We start from the raw sequence: 15,263 nt of genomic DNA, 5'->3' as shown, positions 1-15,263 counted from the left end.
TCATTTAGCGGACTAAACTGCGCTCTCTCGCTTGTTTTAGCCTTGTTCTGCTCTAGCTCACGAGATCGTAGACAGGCTCCGAGCGACCTACAGCTCGATGCGCAGCGGCCGGCTCAGGCGGATTTCGCTGACGTCGATGTCCGCGCCGTAGGCCAGCATCTCGACGCCAGCGTCACGCGCCTCGCGCAGCGCCGCGGCATAGGCCGGGTCGATTTCCTCCGCCGGGCGCACCGCATCGATGCCGGACAGGTTCACGCAATACAGCAGCACCGCGCGGGTGCCCTGCCGCGCGAGCGCCGCCAGCTCGCGCAGGTGCTTGGCCCCGCGGGTGGTGACCGCATCGGGGAAGGCCGCCACCGGCGTGGCGTCGAAGCCCAGGGTGACGCTCTTCACCTCGACGAACACCGGCCCGGCGGCAAACTCTAGGCGAAAGTCCGCGCGGCTGTTCTCCACGCCGTAGGCGACTTCCCGGCGCAGCGCGGCAAAGCCGGCCAGTTCGGCGACACTCCCGGCCAGCAGGGCCTCCTCCACCAGGCGGTTGGCGCGCCCGGTGTTGACGCAGGCCAGGCGCCCCTGGGGCGTCTCGCTCAGCTCCCAGGTGCCCGGCAGCTTGCGCCTGGGGTCGTCCGAGCGGCTGAACCACACCCGGCAGCCCTCGCTCATGCAGTTGAGCATGGAACCGGTGTTCGGGCAGTGGATGGTCAACTGCTCGCCGCCGGCGGTTTCGATATCGGCGAGGAAGCGCTTGTAGCGGCGCAGCAGGCGCGCCTCTTCCAGTTCCGGAGCGAAGCGCATCAGGGCCGCCAGCTCTTCAGGCCGCGGGCGATGCGCTCCACCGCCTGTTCCAGGCGCTCCAGGTTCTGGGTGTAGGCGAAGCGCACGTGGTGGTCGGCCTGATAGCGGCCGAAGTCCACCCCCGGGGTGAAGGCCACGTGCTCGGTCTCGATGAAGTGCTGGCAGAAGCGGTAGGCGTCGCCGCCGAAGGCGCTGATGTCGGCATACAGGTAGAAGGCCCCTTCCGGCTCCACGGCGATGCCGAAGCCCAATTCGCGCAGGGCCGGCAGCAGGTAGTCGCGGCGCCGGGCGAACTCGGCGCGGCGCTCTTCGAGGATGGCCAGGGTGCCTTCCTCGAAACAGGCCAGCGCGGCGTACTGGGCCATGCTCGGGGCGCTGATGTAGAGGTTCTGTGCCAGCTTCTCCAGCTCGCCCACCGCCTCCGGCGGCGCCACCAGCCAGCCCAGGCGCCAGCCGGTCATGCCGAAATATTTGGAGAAACTGTTGAGGACGAAGGCCTCGTCGTCCACTTCCAACACGCTGCTGGCGTCCACGCCGTAGGTCAGGCCGTGGTAGATCTCGTCCACCACCATGTGCCCGCCGCGGGCCTTCAGCGCCTGCGACAACGCGGCCAGTTCATCCTTGTGCAGCAAAGTGCCGGTAGGATTCGCCGGCGATGCCAGCAAAGCGCCTACACTGTCCTGATTCCAGTGCGCACTCACCAGCTCCGGGGTGAGCTGGTAACGGCTCTGCGGGCCGACCGGCACCAGTTGCGCGGCCCCCTCCACTAGGCGCAGGAAGTGGCGGTTGCACGGGTAGCCGGGGTCGGCCAGCAGCCAGTGGCGGCCCGGGTCGACCAGCAGGCTGCTGGCCAGCAGCAGGGCGCCGGAACCGCCCGGGGTGACCAGGATGCGCTCGGGGTCGATGGCCAGGCGGTAGCGCGAGGCGTAGAAACCGGCGATGGCCTCGCGCAGCTGCGGCAGGCCGCGGGCCGCGGTGTAGCGGGTATGGCCGGCGGCCAATGCGGCCTGGCCGGCGGCGACTATGGGCGCGGCGGTGCTGAAGTCCGGCTCGCCGATCTCCAGGTGAATGACGTCGTGACCGGCGGCCTGCAGCTCGTTGGCTCGCGCCAGCAACGCCATGACGTGGAAAGGTTCGATGGCGCGGCTGCGGGCACTGAAGGAAGAAACCATGGGAAATACCGAACTTTGCGACGAAGAGGCGATTCTAACCAAGCCATCGGCGGGTGGCAGCAGGCTCGACAACCGGGAGTAGCATCGCGATTATCGATCTGGTAAGTTCGCCCGCTTGCGAGCGCGGGGCCGGCGTCGACCGGAGAGGGACCATCCGCGACAGGATTAGCGAGAGTGAGAGGCGGCCACACATGCCCACCAATGCAAAACAGCAGAGCAGCCAACTGATTCGTGGCTTCGAGCCCTACCAGGAAACCAAGGGCGAGGAGTACATGAGCGAGCGCATGCGCGCCCACTTCACCTCCATCCTCAACAAGTGGAAAGTTGAGCTGATGGAAGAAGTCGATCGCACCGTGCACCACATGCAGGACGAAGCGGCCAACTTCCCGGGCCCGGCCGACCGCGCCAGCCAGGAAGAGGAGTTCAGCCTCGAACTGCGCGCCCGCGACCGCGAGCGCAAGCTGATCAAGAAGATCGACGAGACCCTCCAACTGATCGAGGACAACGACTACGGCTGGTGCGACTCCTGCGGCGTGGAGATCGGCATCCGCCGCCTCGAAGCCCGCCCCACCGCGACTCTCTGCATCGACTGCAAGACCCTCGCGGAAATCAAGGAAAAGCAGCTCGGCTCCTGATGCCGGCGGCTTTTCGCGAACGGGGCGCCTAGGCGCCCCGTCGCGTTTGTGCGGCGCTCCCCGCCCCTGACCACAAGCCTGCGCCATGCCCGACTCCCGCTACACCGGACGCTTCGCCCCCACCCCCAGCGGCTACCTGCATTTCGGCTCGCTGGTCGCCGCCGTCGCCTCCTACCTCGACGCCCGCGCCGTTGGCGGGCGCTGGCTGGTGCGCATGGAAGACCTCGACCCGCCGCGGGAAATGCCCGGCGCCCAGGCCGCCATCCTGCAGACGCTGGAGCGCTACGGCTTCGAATGGGACGGCCCGGTGGAACGCCAGAGCGAGCGCGGCGAAGCCTACGCGGCGGTGGTCGAGCAGTGGCTGCGCAGCGGCCTGGCCTACGCCTGCACCTGCTCGCGCAAGCAACTCGAAGGCACGGGCGGCATCTACCCCGGCACCTGCCGCAACGCCGGCCACGACTGGCATGGCGAGGTGGCCATCCGCATCCGCGTGCCGGAGCTGGAATACGCCTTCGTCGACCGCGTCCAGGGCGAGTTCCGCCAGCACCTGGGCCGCGCGGTGGGCGACTTCGTCATCCGCCGCCGCGACGGCCTCTATGCCTACCAACTGGCGGTGGTGCTGGACGACGCCTGGCAGGGCGTGACCGACATCGTCCGCGGCGCCGACCTGCTCGACAACACCCCGCGCCAGCTGTACCTGCAGGAACTGCTCGGCGTGCCCCATCCGCGCTACCTGCACGTGCCGCTGATCGTCCAGCCCGACGGCCACAAGCTGGGCAAGTCCTACCGCTCGCCGCCGCTGGCCGCCGAGCAGGCCGCCCCGCTGCTGCTGCGCGCCCTGAAGGCCCTGGGCCAGGCCGCGCCGGCGGAACTGGCCGGCGCCACCCCGGCCGAGGTGCTGGCCTGGGGCGTGGCGCACTGGGACGCCGCGCGCATCCCCCGCGTACTGACGCTGGAAGACGCCCGGCTCTAAGATGATGGGAGGGGCCATGCGCCCCGGCTTGCAGGCGCCCATCGGCTGCCTGTAGCCTGCCGTCCGCACAACGAGAGGCATGACATGTACATCTACCGACTGGTGCTGCTCCTGGTCGTGGGCATCTACCTGTTCTCGCCCGCCATCATGGACTGGTGGATCGACCCCAACGGCGCCTGGTATCGCCCTTACCTGCTGTGGCTGATTCTCATAGTCGTGACCTTCATCCTGCAGAGCCAGCGCGATGCTGACGAGCTTTAGCCTCACCCAGCTGATCCTGATCAGCGCCGCCTACCTCACCACCCTGTTCGGTGTCGCCTGGATCACCGAGCGCGGCTACGTGCCGCGCCGCCTGGTGCGCCATCCGCTGGTGTACACCCTGTCGCTGGGCGTCTATGCCAGCGCCTGGGCCTTCTATGGCACCGTCGGCCTGGCCTACCAGTACGGCTACGGCTTCCTGGCCATCTACCTGGGGGTGTCCGGGGCCTTCCTGCTGGCCCCGGTGCTGCTCTACCCGATCCTGCGCATCACCCGCGCCTACCAGTTGTCGTCGCTGGCCGACCTGTTCGCCTTCCGCTTCCGCAGCACCTGGGCCGGCGCGCTGACCACGCTGTTCATGCTGATCGGCGTGCTGCCCATGCTGGCCCTGCAGATCGAGGCGGTGACCAACTCCATCAGCCTGCTGACCCGCGGCGCCGACGCCCACAGCGCGGCGCTGGCGTTCTGCGCGCTGATTACCCTGTTCGCCATCCTCTTCGGCGCCCGCCACATCGCCACCCGCGAGCGCCACGAAGGGCTGGTGATGGCCATCGCCTTCGAGTCGCTGGTCAAGCTGATCGCCCTGGGCTCCATCGGCCTGTTCGCCCTCTACGGCGTGTTCGGCGGCCCCGACGGCCTGGAAGTGTGGCTGCTGCAGAACCAGGAGGCCCTGAGCACCCTGCACACGCCGCTGGCCGAAGGGCCCTGGCGCACCCTGCTGCTGGTGTTCTTCGCCTCGGCCATCGTGATGCCGCACATGTATCACATGACCTTCACCGAGAACCTCAACCCGCGCGCCCTGCTCAGCGCCAGCTGGGGCCTGCCGCTGTTCCTGCTGCCGATGAGCCTGGCGGTGCCGCCGATCCTCTGGGCCGGCCTGCACCTGGGCGCCTCGACCAACCCGGAGTACTTCACCCTCGGCCTGGGCATGGCGGTGGACAGCCCGGCCCTGGCGCTGGCCGCCTTCATCGGCGGCATCTCGGCGGCCAGCGGGCTGATCATCGTGATGACCCTGGCGCTGTCGGGCATGGTCCTCAACCACCTGGTGCTGCCGCTGTACCAGCCGCCGGCCGAGGGCAACATCTACCGCTGGCTGAAATGGACGCGGCGGGCGCTGATCGCCACCATCATCCTGCTCGGCTACGGCTTCTACCTGCTGCTGGGCTCGGAGCAGGAACTGTCGAACCTGGGCATCGTCTCCTTCGTCGCCACCCTGCAGTTCCTCCCCGGCGCGCTCTCGGTGCTCTACTGGCCCGCGGCCAACCGCCGCGGCTTCATCGCCGGCCTGGTGGCGGGCATGCTGGTGTGGGGCGCCACCATGCTGGTGCCGCTGATGGGCAACGTGCAGACCCTGCACATCCCGCTGTTCGACTCGCTGTACGTGCTCGACGAGGCCAGCTGGCACCTGGCCGCCCTCGCCTCGCTGGCGGCCAACGTGCTGGTGTTCACCCTGGTGTCGCTGTTCAGCGAGCCCAGCGACGAGGAAAAGGGCGCCGCCGAAGCCTGCGCGGTGGACAACGTGCGCCGCCCGCAGCGCCGCGAACTGCTCGCCGTCTCGCCGCAGGAATTCGCCAGCCAGCTGGCCAAGCCGCTGGGCGCCAAGACCGCGCAGAAGGAAGTGGAACAGGCCCTGCGCGACCTGCACCTGCCCTTCGACGAGCGCCGCCCCTACGCCCTGCGCCGCCTGCGCGACCGCATCGAGGCCAACCTCTCCGGGCTGATGGGCCCAAGCGTGGCCCAGGACATGGTCGAGACCTTCCTGCCCTACAAGGCCAGCAGCGAAAGCTACGTCACCGAGGACATCCACTTCATCGAGAGCCGCCTGGAGGACTACCACTCGCGGCTCACCGGCCTGGCCGCCGAGCTGGACGCCCTGCGCCGCTACCACCGCCAGACCCTGCAGGACCTGCCGATGGGCGTGTGCTCGCTGGCCAAGGACCAGGAAGTGCTGATGTGGAACCGCGCCATCGAGGAACTCACCGGGGTGCCCGCGCAGCGCGTGGTCGGCTCGCGCCTGTCGGCCCTGCCGGATCCCTGGAAGGGCCTGCTGGAAGGCTTCATCGAGGCCCCCGACCAGCACCTGCACAAGCAGCGCCTGGCCATCGACGGCCAGACGCGCTGGCTGAACCTGCACAAGGCGGCCATCGAGGAGCCCCTGGCGCCGGGCAACAGCGGCCTGGTGCTGCTGGTCGAGGACCTCACCGAGACGCAGTCCCTGGAAGACAAGCTGATCCACTCCGAGCGCCTGGCCTCCATCGGCCGCCTGGCCGCCGGCGTGGCCCACGAGATCGGCAACCCCATCACCGGCATCGCCTGCCTGGCGCAGAACCTGCGCGAGGAACGCGAGGGCGACGGCGAGCTGACCGAGATCAGCGCGCAGATCCTCGAACAGACCAAGCGCGTCTCGCGCATCGTCCAGTCGCTGATGAGCTTCGCCCATGCCGGCGGCAAGCAGGTGGCCGCCGAGCCGGTGTGCCTGGCCGACGTCACCCAGGAAGCCATCAGTTTGCTATCGTTGAACCGGCGCAGCGTCGAAGTGCAGTTCTTCAACCTGTGCGACCCGGACCACTGGGTGGAGGGCGATGCCCAGCGCCTCGCCCAGGTACTCATCAACCTGCTGTCCAACGCCCGCGACGCCTCCCCGCCCGGCGGCGCCATACGGGTACGCAGCGAAGCCTCGGAGAACACCGTCGACCTCATCGTCGAAGACGAAGGCAGCGGCATTCCCAAGTCCATCATCGATCGCCTGTTCGAGCCCTTCTTCACCACCAAGGACCCCGGCAAGGGGACCGGCCTGGGCCTCGCACTGGTCTATTCGATCGTGGAAGAGCATTATGGGCAGATCACCATCGACAGCCCGGCCGATCCGGAACGCGAATGCGGCACCCGCATCCGCGTGACCTTGCCGCGGCATCCTGGCCCGACGGCCGAGCAGTAGACGAGCACGTCGAGAGAGCTGAATACATGGCACATATCCTCATCGTCGAAGACGAAACCATCATCCGTTCCGCCCTGCGACGGTTGCTCGAGCGCAACCAGTACCAGGTCAGCGAGGCCGGCTCGGTCCAGGAGGCCCAGGAGCGCTACAGCATTCCGTCCTTCGACATGATCGTCAGCGACCTGCGCCTGCCCGGCGCCCCCGGCACCGAACTGATCAAGCTGGCCCAGGGCACCCCGGTGCTGATCATGACCAGCTACGCCAGCCTGCGCTCGGCCGTGGACTCGATGAAGATGGGCGCGGTGGACTACATCGCCAAGCCCTTCGACCACGACGAGATGCTCCAGGCCGTGGCGCGCATCCTCAAGGACCGCCAGGAAGGCCATGGCGCCAGCGCCGAAGCGCGGGGTAACACCCGCGCGGCGGGCGAGCGCGGTAACGGTAACGCCGCCCCGGCCGAGGGCGAGATCGGCATCATCGGCTCCTGTCCGCCGATGCTCGAGCTGTATTCGAAGATCCGCAAGGTCGCCCCCACCGACTCCAATGTCCTGATCCAGGGCGAATCGGGCACCGGCAAGGAACTGGTGGCGCGCGCCCTGCACAACCTCTCCAAGCGCACCAAGGCGCCGCTGATCTCGGTGAACTGCGCGGCCATCCCGGAAACCCTGATCGAATCCGAACTGTTCGGCCACGAGAAGGGCGCCTTCACCGGCGCCAGCGCCGGCCGCGCCGGCCTGGTGGAAGCCGCGGACGGCGGCACCCTGTTCCTCGACGAGATCGGCGAACTGCCGCTGGAAGCCCAGGCCCGCCTGCTGCGCGTGCTGCAGGAAGGCGAGATCCGCCGTGTCGGCTCGGTGCAGTCGCAGAAGGTCGACGTGCGCCTGATCGCCGCCACCCACCGCGACCTGAAGATGCTGGCCAAGACCGGGCAGTTCCGCGAAGACCTCTATTACCGCCTGCACGTCATCTCGCTGAAGCTGCCGCCCCTGCGCGAGCGCGGCAGCGACGTGATGGAGATCGCCCGCGCCTTCCTGGCGCGCCAGTGCTCGCAGATGGGGCGCGCCCCGCTGAGTTTCTCCCACGAGGCCGAACAGGCCATCCGCCATTACCCGTGGCCGGGTAACGTGCGCGAGCTGGAGAACGCCATCGAGCGCGCGGTGATCCTCAGCGAAGGCCAGGAAATCCCCGCCGACCTGCTGGGCATCGACATCGAGCTGGACGATCTGGAGGACGACTTCGTCGACGAGACGGAGGTGCGCAACGCCGTGGCGGCCAACAACCACGAGCCCACCGAGGACCTGTCGCTGGAGGACTACTTCCAGCATTTCGTCCTCGAGCACCAGGACCACATGACCGAGACCGAGCTGGCCCGCAAGCTGGGTATCAGCCGCAAATGCCTGTGGGAACGACGCCAGCGCCTGGGCATCCCGCGGCGCAAGTCGGGGGCCTCGGCCGACTCCTGAGGTGCGCACAGCTGTTACCGCGGACATCCCGCGTAACAAAAGCCGGGTTCATCGGTAACGATAACCCGGCTTTTTTGTGCCTGCCCGAAACCCCTTCCTACAGCTAAACCCTTGAAAAATAAGGATTCACAAAAGTTGGCACGGCATCTGCTTTGTTATTGGCACAACAACAATAACAAGCACGAAACCACAGAACAAAAACAACACGTAACGACTCCAGCACAACAAAAACAAAATCGCGGAGGCGCAGCTAACTGATTCTTTTGGAGGAGAGTAGCTGGCGGGAGAAATCCCGCAACCGATCGAAGAACAATAAAACTGCCTCGAGGCAGCGGCGAAATCGGTTGGATCGAAAGATCACTGCTCACTCAGCGACCAAAGCAATCCGTTTGCTCTTGTCGATCCCGAATGGGAATGCCTCGAAGCGGCTAGCCTCGAGGACGGGTCTACAAACAAAAACAACAAGCCCGGCATCATAACAAGAACAAAGCACGCACCTACTTGGGGGGGAGCTTCGGCTCCCCCAGTAGCTTTCCCCGCTCTCCCCTGCTTCCCTCTCCTTCCTTCGTTCCCCATCTCCTGCGCCCCGATGCTAGAATCCGAACCCGTTCGGATATACAACGCATCAGAATTACCGCCGATTGTTTCCGCTGGCCATGCTTTTCAAGCATGATGGGCTGCCTGCCGACTGCGACCACCGGCCAGGGCACGCTGCGTTGCGCGACGCAATCCACCCCAACCTGTTAATAGTGCCTCCATGCTGAAAAAGCTGATCTCCTCCCTTCGCTCTCCCTTGCGCCGCAAGCGCGCAATCCGCACCACTCCGGAAATCGTCGGCAGCAACCAGCATCCGCTGCGTCGCGAGCAGTTCAGCCGGCATGCGGTGAGCGTGGTGGACCGGCTGCAGAAGGCGGGATACCAGGCCTACATCGTCGGCGGCGGCGTCCGCGACCAGTTGCTGGGCATCGCCCCCAAGGACTTCGACGTGGCCACCAGCGCCACCCCCGAGCAGGTGCGCGCCGAATTCCGCAACGCGCGGGTGATCGGCCGGCGTTTCAAGCTGGTGCACGTGCATTTCGGCCGCGAGATCATCGAGGTGGCCACCTTCCGTGCCCACCACCCGCAGGAAGAAGGCGAAGGCGACAGCAACCAGGCGTCGCGCAACGAGGCCGGGCGCATCCTGCGCGACAACGTCTACGGCACCCTGGAAGACGACGCCCAGCGCCGCGACTTCACCATCAACGCCCTGTACTTCGACTGCAGCGACGAGCGCATCCTCGACTACGCCCACGGCGTGCACGACATCCGCAACCGCCTGGTGCGCCTGATCGGCGACCCCGAGCAGCGCTACCTCGAAGACCCGGTGCGCATGCTGCGCGCGGTGCGCTTCGCCGCCAAGCTGGACTTCGAGATCGAGAAGCACAGCGCCGCGCCGATCCGCAAGCTGGCGCCGCTGCTGCGCGAGATTCCCTCGGCGCGGCTGTTCGACGAAGTGCTCAAGCTGTTCCTCAGCGGCCGCGGCGAGCGCACCTTCGAGCTGCTGCTCGAATACGAGCTGTTCGCCCCGCTGTTCCCGGCCAGCGCCAAGGCCCTGGCCCGCGACCCGGAGTACACCGGCAAGCTGATCCGCCAGGCCCTGGCCAACACCGATCTGCGCATCCACCAGGGCAAGCCGGTCACTCCCGCCTTCCTCTTCGCCGCCCTGCTCTGGCCGGCCCTGCCGGCGCGCGTGGCGCAGCTGCAGGAGCGCGGCATGCCGCCGATCCCGGCGATGCAGGAAGCCGCCCACGAACTGATCAGCGAGCAGTGCCAGCGCACCGCCGTGCCCAAGCGCTTCACCATCCCGATCCGCGAGATCTGGGACATGCAGGAACGCCTGCCGCGGCGCCAGGGCAAGCGCGCCGATCTGTTGCTGGAGAACCCGCGCTTCCGCGCCGGCTACGACTTCCTGCTGCTGCGCGAGAGCGCCGGCGAGGAAACCGGCGGCCTCGGCGACTGGTGGACCGACTACCAGGACGCCAGCGACGGCGAACGCCGCGGCATGATCCGCAACCTGGCAGCCAGCCCGGACGATGGCGGCGCCGCCCCGCGCAAGCGTCGCCGCGGCGGTGCTAGCCGTCGCCGCCGTGGCCCGCGCAGCGAGGGGGCCGGCAACGAGTGAGCGAGCGCGTCTATCTCGGCCTGGGCAGCAACCTTGCCGATCCCCTGGGCCAACTGCGCGCCGCCATCGAAGCCCTGCGGGCCATCCCGCAAACCACGCTGGCCGCGGTTTCGCCCTTCTACATCAGCGACCCGCTGGGCCCGCCGGACCAGCCGCGCTACGTCAACGCCGTGGCCGCGCTGGACACCGAGCTTGCCCCCCTGGCCCTGCTCGACGCCCTGCAGCGCATCGAGCTGGAACAGGGCCGCGTGCGCAAGGACGAACGCTGGGGCCCGCGCACCCTCGACCTGGACATCCTGCTGTTCGGCGAGCGCCAGCTCGACGAACCGCGCCTGACCGTGCCGCACTACCACATGCACGCCCGCGCCTTCGTCCTCTACCCCCTGGCGGACCTGGCGCCGCAGCTGCGCCTGCCCGATGGCCGCAGCCTGTCGGAACTGCTGGCGGATTGCCCATTCGCCGGTCTCGAGCGGCTATCCTGATCGTCACCCCAGTTGGCGGTAACGCCGTAACAGTCCGGTAACACCTGCGATTGACTTCGCTCCGCCCCATCCGGACTATAGGTGCCCCGCGCCGGCGCCAGCCGGCCCAACGAGGACCGTTTTCATGCCTGATGTCACCCTGACCACCCTGCAAGGCCTGAAGCAAAGCGGCGAGAAGATCGCGATGCTCACAGCCTACGATGCCACCTTCGCCCAGGCGGCCAGCGCCGCGGGCGCGGAGATGCTGCTGATCGGCGACTCCCTCGGCATGGTGCTGCAAGGCCACGACAGCACGCTGCCGGTCACGGTCGAGGAAATGGCCTACCACACCGCCTGCGTGAAGCGCGGCAACCAGGGCGCGATGATCGTCACCGACCTGCCCTTCGCCTCCGGCACCTCGCTGCAGCGCCTGCTGGACGACGCGGTCAAGGTCATGCAGGCCGGCGCCCACATGGTCAAGCTCGAAGGCGGCGCCTGGCTGGCCGAGCCCATCGTGCGCCTGGCGCAGATGGGCGTGCCGGTGTGCGCGCACCTGGGCCTGACCCCGCAATCGGTCAACCTGTTCGGCGGCTTCAAGGTCCAGGGTCGCCAGGAAGCCCAGGCCCGCCAGCTGCGCGCCGACGCCATCGCCCTGGAGCAGGCCGGCGTGGCCATGCTGCTGCTGGAGTGCGTGCCCAGCGCCCTGGGCCAGGAGATCAGCGAAGCGGTGAAGATCCCGGTGATCGGCATCGGCGCAGGCCCCGGCACCGACGGCCAGGTGCTGGTGATGCACGACATGCTCGGCCTGTCGCTGTCCGGCCGCGCGCCCAAGTTCGTGAAGAACTTCATGGAAGGCCAGGACAGCATCCAGGGCGCCTTCGCCGCCTACGTCAAGGCCGTGAAAGACGGCACCTTCCCCGGCCCCGAACACGGATTCTCCGCATGAACACCGTCAAGACCGTCCGCGAACTGCGCGCCGCCGTCGCCCGCGCGCGCGGCGAAGGCAAGCGCATCGCCCTGGTGCCGACCATGGGCAACCTGCACGCCGGCCACGCCGCCCTGGTGGCCAAGGCCGGCCAGCGCGCAGACTTCGTGGTCGCCAGCATCTTCGTCAACCCGCTGCAGTTCGGCCCCAACGAAGACCTGGACAAGTACCCGCGCACCCTCGCCGCCGACCAGGCCAGGCTGCTGGAAGCCGGCTGCCACCTGCTGTTCGCCCCGGGCGTGGAAGAGATGTACCCCGACGGCATGCAAGGCCAGACCAAGGTCAGCGTGCCCGGCGTTTCCGAGGGGCTGTGCGGCGGCAGCCGCCCGGGCCACTTCGACGGCGTCGCCACCGTGGTCTGCAAGCTGCTGAACATGGTGCAGCCGGACATGGCCCTGTTCGGCGAGAAGGACTTCCAGCAACTGGCGGTGATCCGCAAGCTGGTGCGCGACCTGAACATCCCCGTGCAGATCTTCGGCGAACCCACCGTGCGCGCCGAGGACGGCCTGGCGCTGTCCTCGCGCAACGGCTACCTGAACGACGACGAGCGCGCCCGCGCGCCGGTCATCCAGCGCACCCTGCGGCAGCTCGCCGAGGCCCTGCGCGGCGGCTCGCGCGATTTCCCGGCGCTGCTCGAAGAGGGCCGCCGGCAGATCGAGGCCGCCGGCCTGCGGGTGGACTACCTGGAAATCCGCGAGGCCCTGAGCCTGCGCCCCGCCGACGCCGGCGACCGGCAGGTGGTGGTCCTGGCCGCCGCCTTCCTCGGCAAGACCCGCCTGATCGACAACCTGCCGCTGCAGCTCGACTGACCCGCCGTTACCCGCCCAGGCCGCGCCGCACGCGGCTTGAGGCCAGGTAACAGGTTGGGCATACTCTGCCGCCGTCCGCGCCAAGCCCCACAACAACAGGAGCGCCCGCCATGCACAGCATCATGCTCAAGGCCAAGCTGCACCGCGCCGAAGTCACCCACGCCGTCCTCGACTACGAAGGCTCCTGCGCCATCGATGGCGAGTGGCTGGACCTCGCCGGTATCCGCGAGTACGAACAGATCCAGATCTACAACGTCGACAACGGCGAGCGCTTCACCACCTACGCCATCCGCGGCGAGGAAGGCTCGCGGATGATTTCGGTCAACGGCGCCGCCGCGCACAAGGCCAAGGTGGGTGACCGGGTGATCATCTGCGCTTATGCTCAGTACAGCGACGCCGAGCTCGCCAACTACCAGCCGCGCATGCTCTACATGGCCCCGGGCAACCAGCTCAGCCACACCAGCAACGCCATCCCGGTGCAGCTCGCCTGAACCGTCAAAGCCCGGAACCCCCGGGCTTTTTCACGCTCCAACGCACGTCACACCCCCGAAGGTACCGCATGGAACACCACCTCACCCCGCTGGATGCCACTCGCCTGCCGAGCTGGCAGGCACTGGCCGAGCACCGCAAGGATCTGCAGGACTTCAGCATGCGCCAGGCATTCGCCGGCGATCCGAAGCGTTTCGAGCGTTTCTCCCTGAGCGCCTGCGGCCTGTTCCTCGACTTCTCGAAGAACCTGATCCGCGAGGACACCCTCGGCCTGCTGGTCAAGCTGGCGGAAGAAGCCCAGCTGGGCGAGGCCATCCAGTCCATGTTCCGCGGCGAGGTGATCAACGCCTCCGAGCGCCGTCCGGTGCTGCACACCGCGCTGCGCCGGCCGATTGGCGACAAGGTGCTGGTGGACGGCGTCGACGTGATGCCGGAAGTGCACCGCGTGCTGCACCAGATGACCGAGCTGGTCGCCTACGTGCACAACGGCCTGTGGCGCGGCTACACCGAGAAGCCCATCACCGACGTGGTGAACATCGGCATCGGCGGCTCCTTCCTCGGCCCGCAGCTGGTCTCCGAGGCCCTGCTGCCCTTCGCCCAGAAAGGCGTGCGCTGCCACTACCTGGCCAATATCGACGGCAGCGAGTTCCGCGAGCTGACCAGCAAGCTGAACGCCGAGACCACCCTGTTCATCGTCTCCTCCAAGTCCTTCGGCACCCTGGAGACGCTGAAGAACGCCCAGGCCGCGCGCGCCTGGTACCTGGCCCAGGGCGGCAACGAAGCCGAGCTGTACCGCCACTTCATCGCGGTTTCCAGCAACAAGGAAGCGGCGGTGGCCTTCGGCATCCGCGAAGAGAACGTGTTCCCCATGTGGGACTGGGTCGGCGGGCGCTACTCGCTGTGGTCGGCCATCGGCCTGCCGATCGCCATGTCGGTGGGCATCAACAACTTCAAGGAACTGCTGTCCGGCGCCTACAGCATGGACCAGCACTTCCAGAGCGCGCCCTTCGCCCGCAACATCCCGGTGCTGCTGGGCCTGCTCGGCGTCTGGTACGGCGACTTCTGGGGCGCGCGCAGCCACGCCATCCTGCCCTACGACTATTACCTGCGGAACATCACCGACCACCTGCAGCAGCTGGACATGGAGTCCAACGGCAAGAGCGTGCGCCAGGACGGCACCCCGGTCAGCGCCGGCACCGGCCCGGTGATCTGGGGCGGCGTCGGCTGCAACGGCCAGCACGCCTACCACCAGTTGCTGCACCAGGGCACCCAGCTGATCCCGGCGGACTTCATCGTCCCGGTGTCCAGCTACAACCCGCTGGCCGACCACCACCAGTGGCTGTACGCCAACTGCCTGTCGCAGAGCCAGGCGCTGATGCAGGGCAAGACCCGCGCCGAAGCCGAGGCCGAGCTGCGCGCCAAGGGCCTGGACGAGGCCGAGGTGCAGCGCCTGGCGCCGCACAAGGTGATCCCCGGCAACCGCCCGAGCAACACCCTGGTGCTGGAGCGCATCAGCGCCCGCCGCCTGGGCGCGCTGATCGCCATGTACGAGCACAAGGTCTACGTGCAGAGCATTCTCTGGGGCATCAACGCCTTCGACCAGTGGGGCGTGGAGCTGGGCAAGGAGCTGGGCAAGGCCGTCTACGGGCGCCTGGTCGGCAGCGAGGAAAGCCCGGCCGAGGACGCCTCCACCCAGGGCCTGATCGACTTCTTCCGCGGCCGTCACCGCGGCTGATTCCCGCCCTGGGAAAAAGCGCCGTTTCCTCCCTAGGGGAAACGGCGTTTTCATTTCCGCTACGGCATACGCCGCCCGCCTGCCGAGATGCTCTTCGTAGGAGCGGACCTTGTCCGCGATAGCCGGAGGTTCCGGCGCGATTCGCGGATGAGATCCGCTACAAGGCACGGCTTCCCGTAGGATGGGTGGAGCGAAGCGATACCCATCGCCATGACCGCATGGGTTTCGCCAAGGCTCAACCCATCCTACGAAAGCACCTCGGCGCAGCCGGCAAGGCAATGGCCCCTATGCCGCGCTCACGGCTCCACGCCCCAACCGAACTGCCGGCCATCCCTCCAAGGCTTGAACCGGGCCGCGCATTGGCCCAGTCTTGAACCAGACGCCTTAGC

Annotated in this window: 13 protein-coding genes; 11 read left to right on the top strand and 2 right to left on the bottom strand. The window is 67.7% G+C overall.

All coding sequences use genetic code 11. From position 1 onward, the window contains the following. Positions 1–87: 87 nt before the first annotated feature. Both sfsA and IG194_RS18185 read right to left on the bottom strand, forming a co-directional pair. Entirely contained in the window at positions 88–795 is a 708-nt protein-coding gene (sfsA, locus tag IG194_RS18190) for a DNA/RNA nuclease SfsA (protein WP_058488414.1), read from the bottom strand. Further along, positions 795–1,967, bottom strand: a complete 1,173-nt coding sequence (locus tag IG194_RS18185; protein ID WP_058488413.1) for a pyridoxal phosphate-dependent aminotransferase — start codon at positions 1,965–1,967, stop codon at positions 795–797. The genes sfsA and IG194_RS18185 overlap by 1 nt, the downstream gene beginning before the upstream one ends. Positions 1,968–2,158: 191 nt before the next feature. Between IG194_RS18185 and dksA the strand changes: the two genes are divergently transcribed. The 11 genes from dksA to pgi all read left to right on the top strand — a co-directional run bounded on the left by dksA (position 2,159) and on the right by pgi (position 14,874). After that, positions 2,159–2,602 carry an RNA polymerase-binding protein DksA gene (gene dksA, locus IG194_RS18180; protein WP_192353595.1) on the top strand — a complete coding sequence of 148 codons (444 nt, stop codon included), beginning with the start codon at positions 2,159–2,161 and terminating at the stop codon, positions 2,600–2,602. A gap of 85 nt (positions 2,603–2,687) precedes the next feature. Continuing rightward, entirely contained in the window at positions 2,688–3,575 is an 888-nt protein-coding gene (gluQRS, locus tag IG194_RS18175; protein ID WP_058488412.1) for a tRNA glutamyl-Q(34) synthetase GluQRS, read from the top strand. A gap of 84 nt (positions 3,576–3,659) precedes the next feature. Beyond that, positions 3,660–3,836, top strand: coding sequence for a hypothetical protein (locus tag IG194_RS18170; RefSeq protein ID WP_003095129.1), 177 nt, complete (start codon positions 3,660–3,662; stop codon positions 3,834–3,836). Then, positions 3,820–6,771 (top strand): sensor histidine kinase, encoded by a 2,952-nt coding sequence (locus tag IG194_RS18165; protein WP_058070040.1) that lies wholly within the window; start codon positions 3,820–3,822, stop codon positions 6,769–6,771. The genes IG194_RS18170 and IG194_RS18165 overlap by 17 nt, the downstream gene beginning before the upstream one ends. A 26-nt stretch (positions 6,772–6,797) precedes the next feature. Then, the gene (locus IG194_RS18160) at positions 6,798–8,234 is read left to right on the top strand and encodes a sigma-54-dependent transcriptional regulator (RefSeq protein WP_058488411.1); all 1,437 of its coding nucleotides are present in this window, start codon (positions 6,798–6,800) and stop codon (positions 8,232–8,234) included. A 757-nt stretch (positions 8,235–8,991) separates the two neighbouring features. After that, positions 8,992–10,395, top strand: coding sequence for a polynucleotide adenylyltransferase PcnB (locus IG194_RS18155; RefSeq protein ID WP_009613011.1), 1,404 nt, complete (start codon positions 8,992–8,994; stop codon positions 10,393–10,395). Next, positions 10,392–10,877 (top strand): 2-amino-4-hydroxy-6-hydroxymethyldihydropteridine diphosphokinase, encoded by a 486-nt coding sequence (gene folK, locus IG194_RS18150; RefSeq protein ID WP_058488410.1) that lies wholly within the window; start codon positions 10,392–10,394, stop codon positions 10,875–10,877. Before IG194_RS18155 ends, folK begins: the two co-directional genes overlap by 4 nt. Before the next feature lie 124 nt (positions 10,878–11,001). Next, complete coding sequence (gene panB / locus IG194_RS18145; RefSeq protein ID WP_009613015.1) at positions 11,002–11,802, top strand: 3-methyl-2-oxobutanoate hydroxymethyltransferase; 801 nt, start codon at positions 11,002–11,004, stop codon at positions 11,800–11,802. Then, the gene (panC, locus tag IG194_RS18140) at positions 11,799–12,650 is read left to right on the top strand and encodes a pantoate--beta-alanine ligase (RefSeq protein WP_058488409.1); all 852 of its coding nucleotides are present in this window, start codon (positions 11,799–11,801) and stop codon (positions 12,648–12,650) included. The genes panB and panC overlap by 4 nt, the downstream gene beginning before the upstream one ends. 110 nt (positions 12,651–12,760) lie before the next feature. After that, positions 12,761–13,141 (top strand): aspartate 1-decarboxylase, encoded by a 381-nt coding sequence (gene panD, locus IG194_RS18135; RefSeq protein WP_009613020.1) that lies wholly within the window; start codon positions 12,761–12,763, stop codon positions 13,139–13,141. Positions 13,142–13,209: 68 nt separating this feature from the next. Next, positions 13,210–14,874 carry a glucose-6-phosphate isomerase gene (pgi, locus tag IG194_RS18130; RefSeq protein ID WP_009613022.1) on the top strand — a complete coding sequence of 555 codons (1,665 nt, stop codon included), beginning with the start codon at positions 13,210–13,212 and terminating at the stop codon, positions 14,872–14,874. Positions 14,875–15,263: the final 389 nt, after the last annotated feature.

Origin of the sequence: Pseudomonas sp. ADPe (genome assembly GCF_014843515.1) — a bacterium.
GTDB lineage: Bacteria > Pseudomonadota > Gammaproteobacteria > Pseudomonadales > Pseudomonadaceae > Pseudomonas > Pseudomonas citronellolis.
Note: the sequence above shows the minus strand (reverse complement) of the source record. Positions and strands in the feature narration are given on the sequence as shown.